Origin of the sequence: Segatella baroniae DSM 16972 = JCM 13447 (genome assembly GCF_000426585.1) — a bacterium.
Taxonomy (GTDB): domain Bacteria; phylum Bacteroidota; class Bacteroidia; order Bacteroidales; family Bacteroidaceae; genus Prevotella; species Prevotella baroniae.
The window spans coordinates 40,584-55,962 of sequence record NZ_AUFQ01000008.1 but is presented as its reverse complement, the minus strand read 5'-3'; the positions used below and the strand labels follow the sequence as shown (position 1 = coordinate 55,962).

The window sequence follows — 15,379 nt, the reverse complement described above, 5'->3', positions numbered from 1 at the left end:
CCCGTTTCACATTTCGCAGGCATATCTTTTGCCATTCCTGCTTTTTTAGTATCTTTGCAACATAATAGGGAGTTCAACGTCGGCCCATTGTTGCTTGGCCGCAAGGCGTTGAACCGGTAAGAAGAATACATTGATGGATTCCAAGGAATTTAAGCTACTCAACAAGATAAAGTACCCGTCCGACTTGCGGAAGCTGCCGGTAGAGCAACTGCCGGAGCTTTGCGACGAGCTGCGGCAAGACATCATACAGGAGGTGTGCGTCAATCCCGGGCACTTCGCGTCGTCTTTGGGCGTCGTCGAGCTGACGGTGGCCCTGCACTATGTGTTCGACACGCCGTCCGACCGCATCGTCTGGGACGTGGGTCACCAGGCCTACGGCCACAAGATATTGACGGGGCGGCGCGAACGCTTCAACACCAACCGCAAACTGCACGGCATCCGCCCCTTCCCCTGCCCCGAGGAAAGCGAATACGACACCTTCACCTGCGGCCATGCCAGCAACTCCATCTCGGCCGCGCTGGGCATGGCGGTGGCGGCGGAGCGGCGGAATGCCGACGGAAAGACGGCCGCAGAGCGGCATGTGGTGGCTGTCATCGGCGACGGAGCCATGAGTGGAGGCCTGGCTTTCGAAGGTTTGAACAACGCGTCGAGCACCCCCAACAACCTGCTCATCATCCTCAACGACAACGACATATCCATCGACAGGGCCGTGGGGGGCATGGAACAGTATCTGTTGAACCTCGACACCAACGCCACTTACAACAAACTGCGCTTCAAGGCCAGCCGTTGGCTCCACAGCAAGGGCTATCTCAACGACGACCGGCGCAAGGGAATCATCCGCTTCAACAATGCGCTGAAGAGCGCGTTGAGCCACCAGCAGAACATATTCGAGGGCCTCAACATCCGCTATTTCGGGCCTTTCGACGGCCACGACGTGAAAAACGTCGTGCGCCTGCTCAACCAGTTGAAGGACATGAAGGGGCCCAAGCTGCTGCATCTGCACACCACCAAGGGCAAAGGATACAAGCCGGCCGAGCAGCAAGCCACCGTCTGGCACGCCCCCGGCATGTTCGATCCCGTGACAGGACTGCGCAAGTCGGAGGACACCGCCCATCTGCCGCAGAAGTTCCAGGACGTCTTCGGCAACACTTTGCTTGAGTTGGCGCGGCAAAACCCCAGCATTGTGGGCGTCACGCCGGCCATGCCTACGGGCTGTTCCATGAACATCATGATGAAGTCCATGCCCGAACGCGTCTTCGACGTGGGCATAGCCGAGGGCCATGCCGTCACGTTCTCGGCCGGAATGGCCAAGGACGGGCTCATTCCTTTCTGCAACATCTACAGTGCTTTCGCACAACGCGCCTATGACAACATCATCCACGACGTCGCCATCTCTGCCCTTCCGGTCGTCATCTGCATCGACCGGGGCGGCCTGGTGGGGCCCGACGGCCCGACACACCACGGCGCTTTCGACATGGCGGCGCTGCGAATCATTCCCAACTTGACCTTCGCCAGCCCCATGGACGAGCACGAACTGCGCAAACTGATGTACACGGCGCAGCTGCCGGGTCACGGCCCGTTCGTCATCCGCTATCCGCGCGGCCGCGGTTCGCTGGTCGACTGGCAGTGTCCGCTGGAGGAAATCGCCGTGGGGACGGGCCGCAAGCTGCGCGACGGCAGTGACGTGGCCGTGCTGACGATAGGCCCCGTAGGCGTGGAAGTGGAGAAAATCATCGACGAACTGCAAGCCGAAGACGCTTCCTCGACACCCGACGACCGACGCCCGGCACCCCGAATCGCCCACTACGACATGCGTTTTCTGAAGCCACTCGACGAGCAGTTGCTCGAAGAGGTGGGCCGGAAGTTCAAGCGAATCGTGACGATAGAGGACGGCGTGAGGAACGGTGGCTTCGGAACGGCTGTGCTGGAATGGATGAACGACCACGGCTTCACGCCGCAAGTGACCCGACTGGGCATGCCCGACGCCTTTGTGGAACACGGCACCATCGAGGAACAGAAGCGTATCTGTGGCTATGACAACGACAGTATCAAACAAATTCTGAAATGAAAATCATTATAGCTGGGGCCTGTGCCATCGGAACATACTTGGCAAAGCTGCTCTCCCGCAACCATCACGACATCATTCTGATAGATGACGACGCGGAGAAGCTGGAACAGCTGGGGGCCAACTTCGACCTGATGACCATGTGCGCCTCGTGTACAAGTATCCGTTCGCTCAAGGACGCGGGCGTGGAGAAGGCCGATTTGTACATCGCCGTCACGCCCGACGAGAGCCGCAACATGACAAGTTGCACCCTGGCCAAAGCCCTCGGGGCCAGAAAGACGGTGTCGAGGATAGACAACTACGAGTACATGCAGCCCGAACTGGAACAGTTTTTCAGGCAGTTGGGCGTCACGTCGCTCATCTATCCCGAAATGCTGGCCGCCAAAGACATCAACAACGGACTGAAGATGAGCTGGGTGCGCCAGCGTTGGGACGTCCACGACGGAGCCTTGGTCATGCTCGGAATCAAGCTCCGCGAGAGTTGCGAGATACTGAACGAGCCGCTCAAGAACATCAGCGGCCCCAACGACCCCTATCACGTGGTGGCCATCAAGCGTGGAAGCGACACCATCATCCCCAACGGCAACGACGAACTGAAGCTCTACGACCTGGCCTATTTCATGACGACGCGCCAGTATATACCCTACATCCGCAAGATCGTCGGCAAGGAACACTATGTCGATGTGAAGAATGTCATGATCATGGGAGGCGGCCGCACCGCCGTAAGAGCGGTGAAGACCATGCCCGAATACATGGACGTGAAGCTCATAGAGCAGAGCGACCGCCGCTGCGAGTACCTCAACAACGTGCTCGAAGAGCAGCAGGCCATGGTCATCAACGGCGACGGCCGCGACATATCGCTGCTCATGGAGGAGGGAATCAAGAACACACAGGCCTTCGTCGCCTTGACGGGCAATGCCGAAACGAACATCCTGGCCTGCCTCACGGCCAAGCGGCTGGGCGTCAGGAAGACCGTGGCCATGGTCGAGAACATGGACTACGTGAGCATGGCGGAGAGCCTCGACATCGGCACCATCATCAACAAGAAGGCCATTGCGGCCAGCCATATCTACCAAATGATGCTCGACGCCAACGTGCAGAACGTGCGTTTTCTCATGAGCGCCAATGCCGACGTAGCCGAATTCATCCCTTCCGAAGGCTCGAAGATCACCCGCAAGCCCGTGAAAGACCTGGGATTGCCCTATGGGGTGACCATCGGCGGACTGGTGAGGAAGGGCGAAGGCGCGCTCGTTTCGGGCAACACGCAGATTGAAGCGGGCGATTCGGTCATGGTGTTCTGCCACAACATCAACATGAAGAAGATTGAAAATCTGTTCAACTGATGATAAATCTGAAAACGATATACAGGGTTTTGGGCTCTCTTCTGATGATAGAGGCGTTGCTGATGATGTGTTGCGCCGCGATGGCTTTCTATTACGGAGAGGACGACACGCTGGCTTTCGCCATCACGGTCATCATGACCATGACGGCCGCCTTCACCCTCCAGCAGCTCGGAAGAGACGCCGACAACTACATGTCGAGGCGCGACGCCTATCTCGTCGTGACGCTTTCATGGATCACGTTCAGTGCTTTCGGCACGCTCCCCTTCCTCATCAGCGGCTATATCACAAACATCGCGTCCGCCTTTTTCGAGACGATGTCGGGCTTCACGACCACCGGCGCCACCATCATCGACGACGTGGAGGCGCTCCCCCACGGGCTGTTGTTCTGGCGGTCGATGACCCAATGGATCGGCGGACTGGGCATTGTGTTCTTCACCATCGCCATCCTGCCCTCGTTCGTGGGCGGTTCGGTGCGCGTGTTTGCCGCCGAAGCCACCGGCCCCATCAAGACCCGGCTGCACCCGAGGCTGTCGACGAACGCCAAGTGGATATGGAGCATCTATCTGATACTGACCGTCGGCTGCATCCTTTCTTTCTGGGGAGCGGGCATGAGCCTGTTCGACAGCGTGAACTACGCCATGGGAACGACGGCCACGGGCGGCTTCTCCACCCACAACGCCAGCATGGAATTCTTCCATTCGCCCCTCATCGAATACCTGGGGACGCTCTTCTGTTTCCTCTCCGGTATCAACTTCACGCTTCTCTACACTTCTTTCGTGAAGCTGAAGCCCACGTCGCTCTGGAAGAACACGGAGTTCAAGTTCTATCTGACCATGGCGGTAGGCTTCACGCTCTTCATCATGTTCGAGCTGATGCTGCACAACGGCTACGACCTGGAGAAGGCGTTTCGCAGTGCCAGCTTCGAGGTGGTGTCGTTCATGACCACGACGGGGCTCTTCAACGACGACGCCGGCAAGTGGCCGCACGTCACTTGGGTGGTGCTGGCGGCCTGCATGTTCTTCGGCGGCTGCTCGGGCAGCACGAGCGGAGGCTTCAAGAGCATTCGCGGCGTCATGCTCTTGAAGGTCATCAAGAACGAGTTCACCCAGCTGCTGCACCCCAACGCCGTCCTGTCGATGAAGATCGACGGCAACAACGTGCCGCAACAGCAGCGCGTCACACTGCTGGCATTCCTCACGGTCTACCTGACGATATGTCTGGCAGCGTCGTTTCTGCTCATCGCCTCGGGCATTGACAACACCAACGCCATCACGATCATCCTCAGCTGCATCGGCAACGTGGGGCCGACGCTGGGACTTGAGATCGGTCCGACGATGAGTTGGTCGGAACTTCCCGACTATATCAAGTGGCTGTGCTCGTTCCTCATGCTCATCGGACGTCTGGAAATATTCTCCGTTCTCGTGATTTTCACGCCCACATTCTGGAAAGAACGATGAATCGGAACGGGCCGAACGATTCGTTCAAAGACTGCATCAACAAATAAAAACATATACGACATGCAACCCATCAAATTCAATCCGTTACTCAAATCAACCATCTGGGGGGGTGACAAGATCATTCCTTTCAAGAAACTGGACAGCAAACAGGAGAACGTCGGCGAGAGCTGGGAAATCTCCGGCGTGCCCGACAACGAGACCATCGTCAGCGACGGGCCTTTCAAAGGTCGGAAACTCAACGACATGGTGGCCACGCTGAAGGACAAACTCGTGGGCGCGGCCAACTACAAACGCTTCGGCGACGAGTTCCCGCTGCTCATCAAGTTCATCGACGCACGTCAGGATCTCTCCATTCAGGTGCATCCCACCGACGAAATCGCCAAGAAACAGGGTAAGGAACGTGGCAAAACAGAGATGTGGTACATCATGAATTCGGACGAGGGGGCCAAGCTCTTCAGCGGTCTGAAGACGCAAATCACGCCCGAACAGTACAAGGAGATGGTCGAGAACGACACCATCTGCGACGTCCTGGCACAATATACGGTGAAGGAAGGCGACTGTTTCTTCCTGCCGGCAGGCCGCATCCACGCCATCGGCACGGGCTGCTTCCTGGCCGAAATCCAGCAGACGAGCGACGTCACCTACCGCATCTACGACTACGGACGCAAGGACAAGGACGGCAACTGCCGCCAACTGCACACCCGCGAGGCTGCGGAGTGCATCAACTACAACGTCGAAAAGAACTACCGCACGGAGTATTTGCCCAAGAAGAACGAAGGGGTGAACCTCGTCAACTGCCCCTATTTCAACACGGCCGTGTATGATTTGGACGAACCCATGACGCTGGACTACAGCGAACTGGACAGCTTCGTCATCCTCATCGGCATGAAAGGGGAAGGCCGCATCACCGACAATGAAGGCAACGAGACCAGCCTCAAGGCGGGCGAAACCATCCTGATACCCGCCACGACGCTATCGTTAAAGGTAGAAGGGACGATAAAATTCCTCGAAACCTACGTATAAAACATTCCTTTCCTGCGTTTCCCAACATAGAGAAATACAAATTTCCGGGATTCGAGCAAGTCGAATCCCGGAAATAACTATACGTGTCGCTTATGAATGTCTGCTTTATTGCACCTTCCAAAGATAGCAGCCTATCTGTCGGTCTCTGATATTGCTCAATATCGCACTACTTGATGTGAAATACAGATTGTGCGCACGGGAAGAGATATAGCGATCAGCCGTACTCGTCCAGTATAAGCCAGCAGTGCGGAAATCCAAGAGTTTTCCATTGGAAAAGTAGCCCATAGCGGGTAGGAAGAAGTAGTCTCCGACATTGGCAGGCTTCCCTCTCCCAATATTCTTATTATCGAGCATATTTACCCCGTAAGAGATGCTACGCCAATCTTTGCCATCATAGTCAGTCTTGAGGGCGGTAGCGTTGGGCTTCCCATTCTCCTTCGCAATAACACTGAGCTTTTTAAACCACATTCCGTTAGTATACAAATGCCCGTTCATGGCCCAGAGGTAGGTGTTGTCCCAATGGGGCGCACCCTTCATTATATACCAAAGGGATTCATTAATGTTGGGCGCGTTGACACAGCTACGACTTGCGGCGAGTGAAGGTTGCGCTGATGACAATTTTTGGGTGTTGAACCACCGCTGGTCGGAAGAGTTTTTGGGATAATGACTGTCGGAACCATTGTTCGTGGTAGGCTGATAACTCTCGAAGCCTTTCCAGTAATGCTGCCCCACTACAGCGTCCCACATGTAATAATTGTCGGTGCCAAAAATGGGAATATCCAGATTCATACTGACTTTCTTATTTTTGCCGGCAGTAAGGGTCACGTTGGTGTAGGTTTTAGTGATGGTGCCTGTGACATGTGTGTGCGAATCGTAGAGCGTGTATTCTACGGTGAATGTGCTGTATGTACCGGGTGCGATGACCATGATTGCTGCGTTGGCACCTTTGTCAGCCACTTTGGGTACAATAAAATTGCCAGTCAACTTGAGCGCGATGCTCTTGTTGGTTGTCGACGATGCAGGACGTGAATCGAGGTCGATGCCGCTGTCGGTGAAATTGAATTGGCCCGAAATCGCCTTGTCGGCCGTCACCTTGACTTGGGTGAGCTTGGCTCCTGAGATGGCTCCGGGCGTATTGAAGGGCAGGAACACCATGTAGGCGGCTTTGTGGTCAAGCATGAAAGTGTAGCGGTTGTTCGACTGCCTTTGTGCTACGGCCGTACCACAGTCGCCGCTTTCGCCGATATGGCTTGCGTCGTTGACCACGGTCTGTGTTTGTACATTCTTGATGGTCACCTTATCTTTCGTTCCGTTCTTTCCTGTGTAGCGCACCTTGTATTGCTGTGCGGTGAAGGTGCCATCGAAGTAGAACGAAGCACTGGTAGCTCGTTTCACTCCGCCCGTAATCGTACTGTTTTCCAAGTGCTCAGCGATGTCGCTTCCCGTGCTTTGCTGCAGATCAGGTTCGCCTGTCGCCGCTTTGTTCACCCACAAGGGATCGCCAGCCGTCCAGTAAAAATCGATTCCTGAGCCGGAGTATTGTCCGGTGGTGCGGGTCTGAGCTGCTTTTGTTACCGGATTGTTTTCTTCGATTACGAAAGCCGTGAGATTCTCATTGCCTTTCTTGTCGGGCGTGTTTCTGTCCTGAGCCACGTCGTCATTGGTGCAGGCTACAACAAATAGCAGTAGGGCCGCTCCTAAGAATAGTTGCTTGTTCATTGTGATTGTTTTTTAGTTTTCAAGTCATTCTTCGTCAAACCATCCGCGTTTGGCGTTGAGGTCATTGCCGTCGTCTCCGGCACTGTTGTGGCCACCCAAATTCGAACCCGCCAACAGACTACAATACGGCTCAACACCGATTACTTGAACCTGTGGCTTCTGATAGAGCCGTCTTTCCTTCTGTTTTTGATCCATGATTTATATTTATTGTGAATGAATAAACTCTATCTTGCTTTACTTTTTACTTTTCGAAATGCGAAGAAAAGGGAACGAAGAACTAACAAATACTAATGATTAGCGATTAGCCAATATTAAAATCAAGTCTAATTAAGTCCAATTAAGTCTAATCAAGTCTATTTGAATCTATTAAATCCGGCGGCAAAGATAGAGAGTTCTTTTGAAACCACCAAATAATTAACAAGAATTTGCATCTTGACACATGCTGTTACGATTGGGAAAGACGATACACAAGTCAGCCAGCAGCCGCTTGAAAGGCTCTGCCTGCGTGAAGGCCACGTTCTTCTTGAGCATGGGGACGACCTCTTCCACACTGTTGTTGTAGCACGACAGTTCGGTCTGACGCTGCACCGTGTGGAGTGCCTCTTGCCTGATCGCCTCCTCCTGCTCGCGATACAGCCTGTAGCAGACCTTCTCCAGCAGCGGCGCCACCAGCTTGTTGAACAGGTGATGGCCCTGTATATATAAATAGGTGGTCTGCGGCGTGACCCCCAAAGCCCGCAAACTCTCCTTCACTTCCTGGTAGGACGCGCGCGCGTCGGGGTTCGCCTGCTGCAACTCCTGCACCTTCCGGCCCACCTTCCGACGCAGTCTGTGGAACAAATCCTCGCAGCGCGACAAATCCACATGGCCCAGTTCAATCACCCGATTGAAGTCGGTCATCGTGAAACGGGCGTATGATGGAGAACGATAATGCCAGATGTTCCAGACGAAAAGCGGATAGATGATTTCGGAAAACTCGGCAAAGAAGCTGACGAAATCGAAGATGGCGTGGTCGTTGAGCGTGACGGCCACGCACACGCTGTGGAGCGACGGCGCGTAGCATTGCAGGTTTTCGATGGCATAAGCGTAGGTGTGAAACACGTAGGGATTGGAGATAAGCGTCTGCGAGGTCTCCGTCCGCCCCTGCACCAGATAGTCGTAGTCGGCGTCGACACAAGCGATCATATCCCTTCCCACCCCTTCGAGCAAGGAACCCAGGGCCGCTTTCTTGCCCCGTCCCAGGTGGTTGGCCCGCGAAGGCAGCATGATTTCGAAGTAACGCTGCTCGTTTTCAAAGGCCGCCAGCACCGTCCGCCAGAAATAAACGTCGTCATAGCTCTCCACATAGGCCACTATCTTGCGCCTGGCCCGCTTGGAAGTCATCTGGTTGTAGGCCTCGAAGTATTGCGAGTTGATGTTTTCCTTCAGATGTCTCATGGCCCTTCTGCGTTTGATTACTCCAGCGTGATGTCGGTCACTTCAGTCACATGGTCGCCCCATCCGTTCATGATGACGGCCGGACTGTGGGTCGTCATGATGAGCTGAATCTTGGGATTGAGCTGCAACACCAGGTCGATGAGCCGCTTCTGCCATTCGAAATGGAGCGACACTTCCGGCTCGTCCATGAACAGGACATGAGGCAGATTGTCCTCGACGAGCACCGTCAGCAGGATGCAGAGCATTTGCTTCTCGCCGCTCGACAGCTGATAGGGCACCAGCGTCTCGCCGATCTGCGAGAAACGGATTTCGTTTTCGGAGCGCACGATGGTCTTCCCCGTGTCCTTGAACAGGTCGTCGATCATGTCCTGAAACAACTTCTTGGGCCGAGAGATGGCCTGCGCCTGTTCGGCGGCGTCGGGCCGGCCGCTCTGCAGCACCTGGATGATGCGGTTGCCGATGTTCACCTGATAGTCGAGATACTTGCGTTGCAGCTGGAAGAGCTGCCAGTCCAGCTCCGTGGCCAGGCTCATGTCCATCTTGGAGATGGTGTCCGAGTTCATGAGCGGGCGGTCGAACGAGCGGATGACGTCGAAACGGATGTGACAGGCGTCGGCGGGTTCCACCTGCAAGTGCACCCCCTTGAGCATGTGGCTGGTGAACTCGCCCCCACCCCCCAGGCCTCTGACCACCTTGTTGATGATCGTGCTCTTGCCAACGCCGTTCACTCCACTCAGAATGTTGACCTTCGGATCGAGATTCCACACGACGTGCTTCACGCCACTCCAAAGGGAATCGATTTCGATTTGCTTGATATAAACTGCGTACTTCTGCATATTTCCCGTGGATAAACTATATAGCAAATGTATATAAAAATATCGACAATGTGGCCGAAAGGGGCCAAATAAGGCTGAAAATAGTTGAAAATCGACACGTCAAGGCCTTTTCTACCACGAACATGGTAGGCAAAATGCCATGTTCGTGCGATTGCATGACCGGTGAAAGCGCCCTACCTTTGCAAACATCAAACAGGAATTCATCCACAACAAAGGAGAAAGGAAATCATTATGAGCACAAAAAACGAAACTTCACTTCGAGACTTTGCAACTGCACGCAGGCCAGGAACAGGCCGATCCGGCCACCAACGCCCGTGCCGTACCCATCTACCAGACCGCCAGTTACGTGTTCCACGACGTGCAACACGCGGCCGACCGCTTCGGTCTGCGCGCCCCCGGCAAAAGCCATGTGCGCCAACGCGTTTCCCGAAGCTGCCCTTTGAGCGTGTAAAAGCAGCCTTTTCAGCGGCTGAAAGCAGTCCTTTCAGCGTGTAAAAGCAGCCCTTTCAGCGTGCAAAAGCAGCCCTTTCAGCGGCTGAAAGGGCTGCTTTTGAAAAACGAAAGAATAGCCTTTGAAAACAACGCGCCCACAAGTAAACATTTCACACTTAACGTTTCACACTTAACATTCAATATATGAGCAAGATTCATCACAACATCACAGAACTCGTCGGCCATACGCCGCTGGTGGAACTGGGCAGATATTCGGCCCAAAAAGGGCTGCACACGCCCATCATCGCAAAAGTGGAGTTCTTCAATCCGGGCGGCAGCGTGAAAGACCGCATAGCCCTGGCCATGATAGAGGACGCCGAACGGCGCGGACTCATCAAGCCGGGGGCCACCATCATCGAACCCACGAGCGGCAATACGGGCGTGGGGCTTGCGCTGGTCGCCGCCGTGAAGGGTTACAAACTCATTCTGACCATGCCCGAAACCATGAGCGTGGAACGCCGCAATCTGGTGAAAGCCTACGGCGCGCAGGTCAAACTGACCGACGGACAGGCCGGAATGAAAGGCGCCATCAAGGCGGCCGAGGAACTGCACAAGGCCATTCCAGGCTCGTTCATTGCCGAGCAGTTTGAGAATCCAGCCAATCCGCAACGCCATTACGAGACGACGGGCGTGGAGATATGGGACGACACCGACGGCCAAGTGGACATCTTCGTGGCCGGCGTGGGCACGGGAGGCACCGTGTCGGGTATCGGCCGCCGGCTGAAAGAGCAGAACCCGCAGGTGAGAATCGTGGCCGTCGAGCCGTCGTCGTCGCCCGTGCTGGCGGGAGGGACGGCCGGCCCGCACAAGATACAGGGCATTGGCGCCGGCTTCGTGCCCACGAACTACGCCAAGGACATCATCGACGAGGTGGTCGGCGTGGACAACGACGACGCCATCCGCACGGGCCGCGAACTGGCACAGACTGAGGGATTGCTCGTCGGAATCTCGTCGGGTGCCGCCGTATTTGCCGCCACCCAGCTGGCCAGGAGGCCCGAAAACCGGGGCAAGAGGATTGTGACGCTGCTGCCCGACACGGGCGAACGCTATCTGAGCACCGTGCTCTACGCCTTCGAGGAGTATCCGTTGTAAGCACCACGGCAAGCTTCCCGAGGACCGCCGCCGCGTTTCGGGACGATGGCGGCATAGAACTACAAAACGGAGAGCCTCGCCAGAGGCCCTCCGTTTTTAGGTTTCAATCCTGTGACCGCTTCGCTTCGGAAGCAAAAAAGAAATGACATACCGGTTGTTGAAAGCTGTCGTTTCAATCAATTGTGTATGGACTGTACATAATCAGCCCTTCATGTCTCCTGCCATCACCGGTCTTATGGTCTGTCACAACAAAATCTACAAGAAATACAAGCTCATCCAGCGTCTTGCCGCGCATAGTCAAACTACCTTCAGAGGCCACGGTTTCAGTGATTCCATTTGCGGGATCACCATCCAGTTTGAATAGGCTGACATCACCTTGATAGTATTCTATCGACCAATAGCGGTGTCCTGTCTGTGCTTGTTGTTTTCTATCCAGTTTCCAAGACCATTCTTCTTTGGATCCATCAAGGCTTCCCCGAACGATTATCCTTTCTTTTTTATCTTGAGAAAGATAGAACGAGCATTGGAAATCATTGTTCTTTTCAAGCGTGTACTCTGCCGAAACAACGCTCTTCAGAATGCCATCAAGCATGATGGCCTTGTATTTCGGAAACATTTTCCCAGTGAATTCCAAGTTTACCGTGTGTTCTTTTCCATCACCATGCTTGCCATCGGTAATCTTGCCGTCAGTCAACTTGATGTTCACACTCCCACCGTCGATCTTCCCGTCGATACGCAGTTTGCCCGTCGTAAAGAGACTCAGCTCTTCAGACTCGTAGCCACAACCTACAAACAAGTGCTGTTTTGCCTCCTCCACGCTTATTAGCCAAGTCCAAGTGCCATTAATTTTTGGTTCATAGACGGTCAGATTGACATCCTTGCCTACATGTTTCATGAAGCTTCCATTAATCTTCAAGACTTTCTTTTGGTCATCAGACAGATAGAGATACAACACAAAATAATCTTCAAAGTAGTCGTAAAAGCAGGACTTGACGGGCATTTTCACGCCGTCAATCGTAACCGTTCCTACGAAAGGAGCCTCCGGCGGCGTCGGTTCGTCGTCATCTGAACATGCCGTAAAGGTGAAAGCCATCGTCAAGAGTGCTGCCAGGGCAAGCAACTTGCCTGCCGCGCTGGCGAAAAAGTTATTATTTTTCATGTTGTCAGGTGCCTTCCATGAATCCCTTGGTGGGACAACGCCTTTCAAAGGCCGGGGCGTTTGGTAAGTACTGTGAAACAATGGTACAAAAATAAGCCATAAAACGGAATGTTCTGTCTCATATTCGGAAAATCAATTCCCATATTCGGAAAAATGCTTATCTTTGCGCCATGTTGCAATCAGTAATCACCGTAACGCCCATGCTGGTGTGCTTATTTTGGACATTTGTGCTCCTTGTCGACCTGAAAGAGCATGGCGACCGCGGCGCCCACAAGCAACTGCTTGCCTGGTCGCTGGCCGCCACCTTATTATATATGGGCCACTGCGCTTTCTTCAACAAGGACTTCAGCGCCCTCCCCTTCTTCGACGCGCTCTATGTGGCCTGCAACCTGAGCGTATTCCCCCTCTATCTGCGCTATCTCACCAAGCTCACCGAAGGACGGGTGGGTACATGGATGAACTGGGGCGTGGCCCTGCCTCCCGTAGCGTTCGGGCTTGTCGTGGCGCTGCTCTACCTTCTGATGAGCGAGAAAGACACGCAATCGTTTGTCCATCATTATCTTTATCACAATTCATTCGACAGCCTCGAAGGCCTCGCCCGGCTGCAGGCTGTAGTGCATCAGACGGCCAAGGTGGTCTTTGCGATTGGTGTCTGCACGACGCTCACAATGGGCCTTCGCAAGATTCGGCGCTACAACAGGCTGGTGGAGTCCATCTATGCTGACACCGAAGACAAGCGGTTGCACAGCATCGGCACCCTTCTCCTGCTGCTGGTGCTCATGAGTTGCATCTCATTTGTCGCCAACGCCATCGGAAAACATGTGTTCGTAGACTCCAACTGGATGCTGGGGCCGACCTTCCTCATCTTCTCCGTGCTCCTGTTTGCGCTCAGCTATGCAGGCTATCGACAGGTGTTTTCATTTGAAGACATCGAACAGGTGGAGACGGAAGCGCCTGCCTACATCGGCAACGGATTGAGCGATGACATTCGCAAACTGATGGAAAAGGAACGGATTTACTTGACCCACAACTTGAAAGTGGGTGACATCGCCACGCGCCTGAACACCAACTCACGCTACATTCAGGAAGCGCTGAATGTGGAAATGAACGTCAATTTCAGCGACTATATCAATCAACTGCGCGTAGATTACGCGGAGGATTTGCTCAAGAAGGAGCCGGACATCACGATGGAAGACTTGATTCGGCGGTCAGGCTTCTCTTCTTCCAGCACTTTCTACCGCAACTTCAAACACATAAAAGGCTATCGGCCGAAGGTCGACGGCAGGCTATAAAAATTGCCCCGGCTCACCAACACGCGAGCCGGGGCAATTTCTTCATGTCGAAACAGAGGCTTTATGCCACCCAAAGGAAGGTGCGGACGAGCCAATAACTCAGGATTCCGGCCGCGTAACCGACAAAGGCTATCCAGCTGATATACTTCATATACCATCCGAAAGTAATCTTTTCGAGGCCCATGACGACCACGCCGGCGGCACTGCCGATGATCAGCATGCTGCCACCCACGCCCGCGCAGTAGGCCAAAAGCTGCCAGAATATGCCGTCGACGGCCATGTCGCCGGTCGGCGCCACAGGGTACATGCCCATGCAACCGGCCACCAGCGGCACGTTGTCGACAATGCTTGAGAGCACGCCGATAATGCCCGTGACGGCATAGTGGTTGCCGTCGAACGCCACGTTGAGCGACTGTCCCAACTGCGTCAGTACGCCAATGGTTTCCAAACAGGCCACAGCCATCAAGATTCCAAGGAAGAACAAGATGGTACTCATGTCGATATGACGCAGCAGATTAGTAACGCGCTTCATCGTTCCCTCACTGTCTTTCCCGCGATGAAGGTCGCGATAGAACACTTCCGTCGTGGTCCAGAGCAGTCCGAGAACCAGAAGAATGCCCACGAACGGCGGCAGATGGGTGATACTCTTGAAGATGGGAACGAACACGAGGCCTCCGACACCCAACGCAAAGATGACCTTGCGCTGAAGGTCGCTGAAGTCCAACGCCGCAGACTCGCCACTCTGCTTGGCTTCGGAAGCCATCACCAAGTCGCCTTTCAGCATGTATTGGAGGATGAAAGCAGGGATGACCATCGACACGATGGACGGAATGAGCACCTCCTCGATGACCCCCATGGCCGTAATTACGCCCTTGTTCCACAGCATGATGGTCGTCACGTCGCCTATCGGAGAGAAGGCGCCGCCCGAATTGGCCGCGATGATGACGAGCGAAGCGTAGATGATGCGGTCTTTATGGTCCTGAACGAGCTTGCGGAGAATCATGATCATCACGATACTGGTGGTCAGATTGTCCAGAATGGCTGACAGAATGAAGGTCATGAAGGCGATGCGCCACAGCAGGGCACGCTTGCTTTTCGTCTTCATCACCCTGCGGACGAAGTTGAAACCGCCGTTCTGGTCCACGATTTCCACGATGGTCATGGCCCCCATGAGGAAGAACAACGTGGTGCTGGTGCTGCCCAGGTGCTTCTCCATGACGTCGCTGACGGCCTGGGCGACATGCCCGCCCACCGCGGAAGAAATGTAACTACCCGGATCCAGCATGAATAAAGTCCAGCAAAAAACGAACATCAGCAGGGCGACTGCCGCCTTGTTTACCTTTGTCACGCTCTCCAATGCGATGAAAAGGTAACCTACTACAAACACTGCAATAATGGAAATTGTCAACAAACTCATTACTACTTTTCGATTAGATTATTGTAATATTTCACTTAAAACACAAT

At 54.3% G+C, this 15,379-nt stretch carries 12 protein-coding genes and 1 pseudogene; 7 read left to right on the top strand and 6 right to left on the bottom strand.

Translation table 11 applies throughout. The annotated features are described in order from the left end of the window. The first annotated feature begins 133 nt into the window (after nt 1-133). The 4 genes from dxs to K334_RS0107350 are packed head-to-tail and all read left to right on the top strand — an operon-like array spanning nt 134 to nt 5,888. Nucleotides 134-2,068 carry a 1-deoxy-D-xylulose-5-phosphate synthase gene (gene dxs / locus K334_RS0107365; protein WP_025880031.1) on the top strand — a complete coding sequence of 645 codons (1,935 nt, stop codon included), beginning with the start codon at nt 134-136 and terminating at the stop codon, nt 2,066-2,068. Then, a complete protein-coding gene (trkA, locus tag K334_RS0107360; RefSeq protein ID WP_021590055.1) occupies nt 2,065-3,408 on the top strand; it encodes a Trk system potassium transporter TrkA in 1,344 nt (447 codons plus the stop codon). The genes dxs and trkA overlap by 4 nt, the downstream gene beginning before the upstream one ends. Continuing rightward, entirely contained in the window at nt 3,408-4,865 is a 1,458-nt protein-coding gene (locus K334_RS0107355; protein ID WP_021589981.1) for a TrkH family potassium uptake protein, read from the top strand. Before trkA ends, K334_RS0107355 begins: the two co-directional genes overlap by 1 nt. A 60-nt stretch (nt 4,866-4,925) precedes the next feature. Beyond that, nucleotides 4,926-5,888, top strand: coding sequence for a type I phosphomannose isomerase catalytic subunit (locus tag K334_RS0107350; RefSeq protein ID WP_025880028.1), 963 nt, complete (start codon nt 4,926-4,928; stop codon nt 5,886-5,888). 105 nt (nt 5,889-5,993) lie between these two features. Here K334_RS0107350 and K334_RS0107345 read toward each other — a convergent pair whose 3' ends face one another. From K334_RS0107345 to K334_RS0107330, 4 genes are all read right to left on the bottom strand, one after another. Next, the gene (locus tag K334_RS0107345) at nt 5,994-7,607 is read right to left on the bottom strand and encodes a hypothetical protein (RefSeq protein ID WP_027444753.1); all 1,614 of its coding nucleotides are present in this window, start codon (nt 7,605-7,607) and stop codon (nt 5,994-5,996) included. 24 nt (nt 7,608-7,631) lie between these two features. Continuing rightward, nucleotides 7,632-7,802: a hypothetical protein gene (locus K334_RS15075; RefSeq protein WP_169712451.1), complete on the bottom strand. Its 171-nt coding sequence runs from the start codon at nt 7,800-7,802 to the stop codon at nt 7,632-7,634. 219 nt (nt 7,803-8,021) lie between these two features. Continuing rightward, nucleotides 8,022-9,044: a DUF4435 domain-containing protein gene (locus tag K334_RS13675; RefSeq protein WP_036890117.1), complete on the bottom strand. Its 1,023-nt coding sequence runs from the start codon at nt 9,042-9,044 to the stop codon at nt 8,022-8,024. Between the two features lie 17 nt (nt 9,045-9,061). Then, nucleotides 9,062-9,880 carry an AAA family ATPase gene (locus K334_RS0107330; RefSeq protein ID WP_025880027.1) on the bottom strand — a complete coding sequence of 273 codons (819 nt, stop codon included), beginning with the start codon at nt 9,878-9,880 and terminating at the stop codon, nt 9,062-9,064. Nucleotides 9,881-10,145: 265 nt separating this feature from the next. Between K334_RS0107330 and K334_RS0107325 the strand changes: the two are divergent. Together K334_RS0107325 and cysK are read left to right on the top strand one after the other, a co-directional pair. Further along, nucleotides 10,146-10,295: pseudogene (locus tag K334_RS0107325) on the top strand (bifunctional O-acetylhomoserine aminocarboxypropyltransferase/cysteine synthase); the annotation flags it as partial. A gap of 221 nt (nt 10,296-10,516) precedes the next feature. Then, nucleotides 10,517-11,464: a cysteine synthase A gene (cysK, locus tag K334_RS0107320; protein ID WP_027444752.1), complete on the top strand. Its 948-nt coding sequence runs from the start codon at nt 10,517-10,519 to the stop codon at nt 11,462-11,464. A gap of 172 nt (nt 11,465-11,636) precedes the next feature. Here cysK and K334_RS14200 read toward each other — a convergent pair whose 3' ends face one another. Then, complete coding sequence (locus K334_RS14200) at nt 11,637-12,623, bottom strand: hypothetical protein (RefSeq protein WP_051218691.1); 987 nt, start codon at nt 12,621-12,623, stop codon at nt 11,637-11,639. Between the two features lie 170 nt (nt 12,624-12,793). On the opposite strand from K334_RS14200, the gene K334_RS0107310 reads away from it, so the two are divergent. Next, nucleotides 12,794-13,915: a helix-turn-helix domain-containing protein gene (locus tag K334_RS0107310; protein ID WP_025880022.1), complete on the top strand. Its 1,122-nt coding sequence runs from the start codon at nt 12,794-12,796 to the stop codon at nt 13,913-13,915. Between the two features lie 61 nt (nt 13,916-13,976). Here K334_RS0107310 and nhaD read toward each other — a convergent pair whose 3' ends face one another. After that, the gene (nhaD, locus tag K334_RS0107305) at nt 13,977-15,332 is read right to left on the bottom strand and encodes a sodium:proton antiporter NhaD (RefSeq protein ID WP_025880021.1); all 1,356 of its coding nucleotides are present in this window, start codon (nt 15,330-15,332) and stop codon (nt 13,977-13,979) included. Nucleotides 15,333-15,379 lie beyond the last annotated feature (47 nt).

What these genes read in the sequence shown, in the direction of transcription:
- dxs (WP_025880031.1), top strand. Translation starts at nt 134, where the DNA reads ATGGATTCCAAGGAATTTAAGCTACTCAACAAGATAAAGTACCCGTCC.
- trkA (WP_021590055.1), top strand. Translation starts at nt 2,065, where the DNA reads ATGAAAATCATTATAGCTGGGGCCTGTGCCATCGGAACATACTTGGCA.
- K334_RS0107355 (WP_021589981.1), top strand. Translation starts at nt 3,408, where the DNA reads ATGATAAATCTGAAAACGATATACAGGGTTTTGGGCTCTCTTCTGATG.
- K334_RS0107350 (WP_025880028.1), top strand. Translation starts at nt 4,926, where the DNA reads ATGCAACCCATCAAATTCAATCCGTTACTCAAATCAACCATCTGGGGG.
- K334_RS0107345 (WP_027444753.1), bottom strand. Translation starts at nt 7,607, where the DNA reads ATGAACAAGCAACTATTCTTAGGAGCGGCCCTACTGCTATTTGTTGTA.
- K334_RS15075 (WP_169712451.1), bottom strand. Translation starts at nt 7,802, where the DNA reads ATGGATCAAAAACAGAAGGAAAGACGGCTCTATCAGAAGCCACAGGTT.
- K334_RS13675 (WP_036890117.1), bottom strand. Translation starts at nt 9,044, where the DNA reads ATGAGACATCTGAAGGAAAACATCAACTCGCAATACTTCGAGGCCTAC.
- K334_RS0107330 (WP_025880027.1), bottom strand. Translation starts at nt 9,880, where the DNA reads ATGCAGAAGTACGCAGTTTATATCAAGCAAATCGAAATCGATTCCCTT.
- cysK (WP_027444752.1), top strand. Translation starts at nt 10,517, where the DNA reads ATGAGCAAGATTCATCACAACATCACAGAACTCGTCGGCCATACGCCG.
- K334_RS14200 (WP_051218691.1), bottom strand. Translation starts at nt 12,623, where the DNA reads ATGAAAAATAATAACTTTTTCGCCAGCGCGGCAGGCAAGTTGCTTGCC.
- K334_RS0107310 (WP_025880022.1), top strand. Translation starts at nt 12,794, where the DNA reads ATGTTGCAATCAGTAATCACCGTAACGCCCATGCTGGTGTGCTTATTT.
- nhaD (WP_025880021.1), bottom strand. Translation starts at nt 15,332, where the DNA reads ATGAGTTTGTTGACAATTTCCATTATTGCAGTGTTTGTAGTAGGTTAC.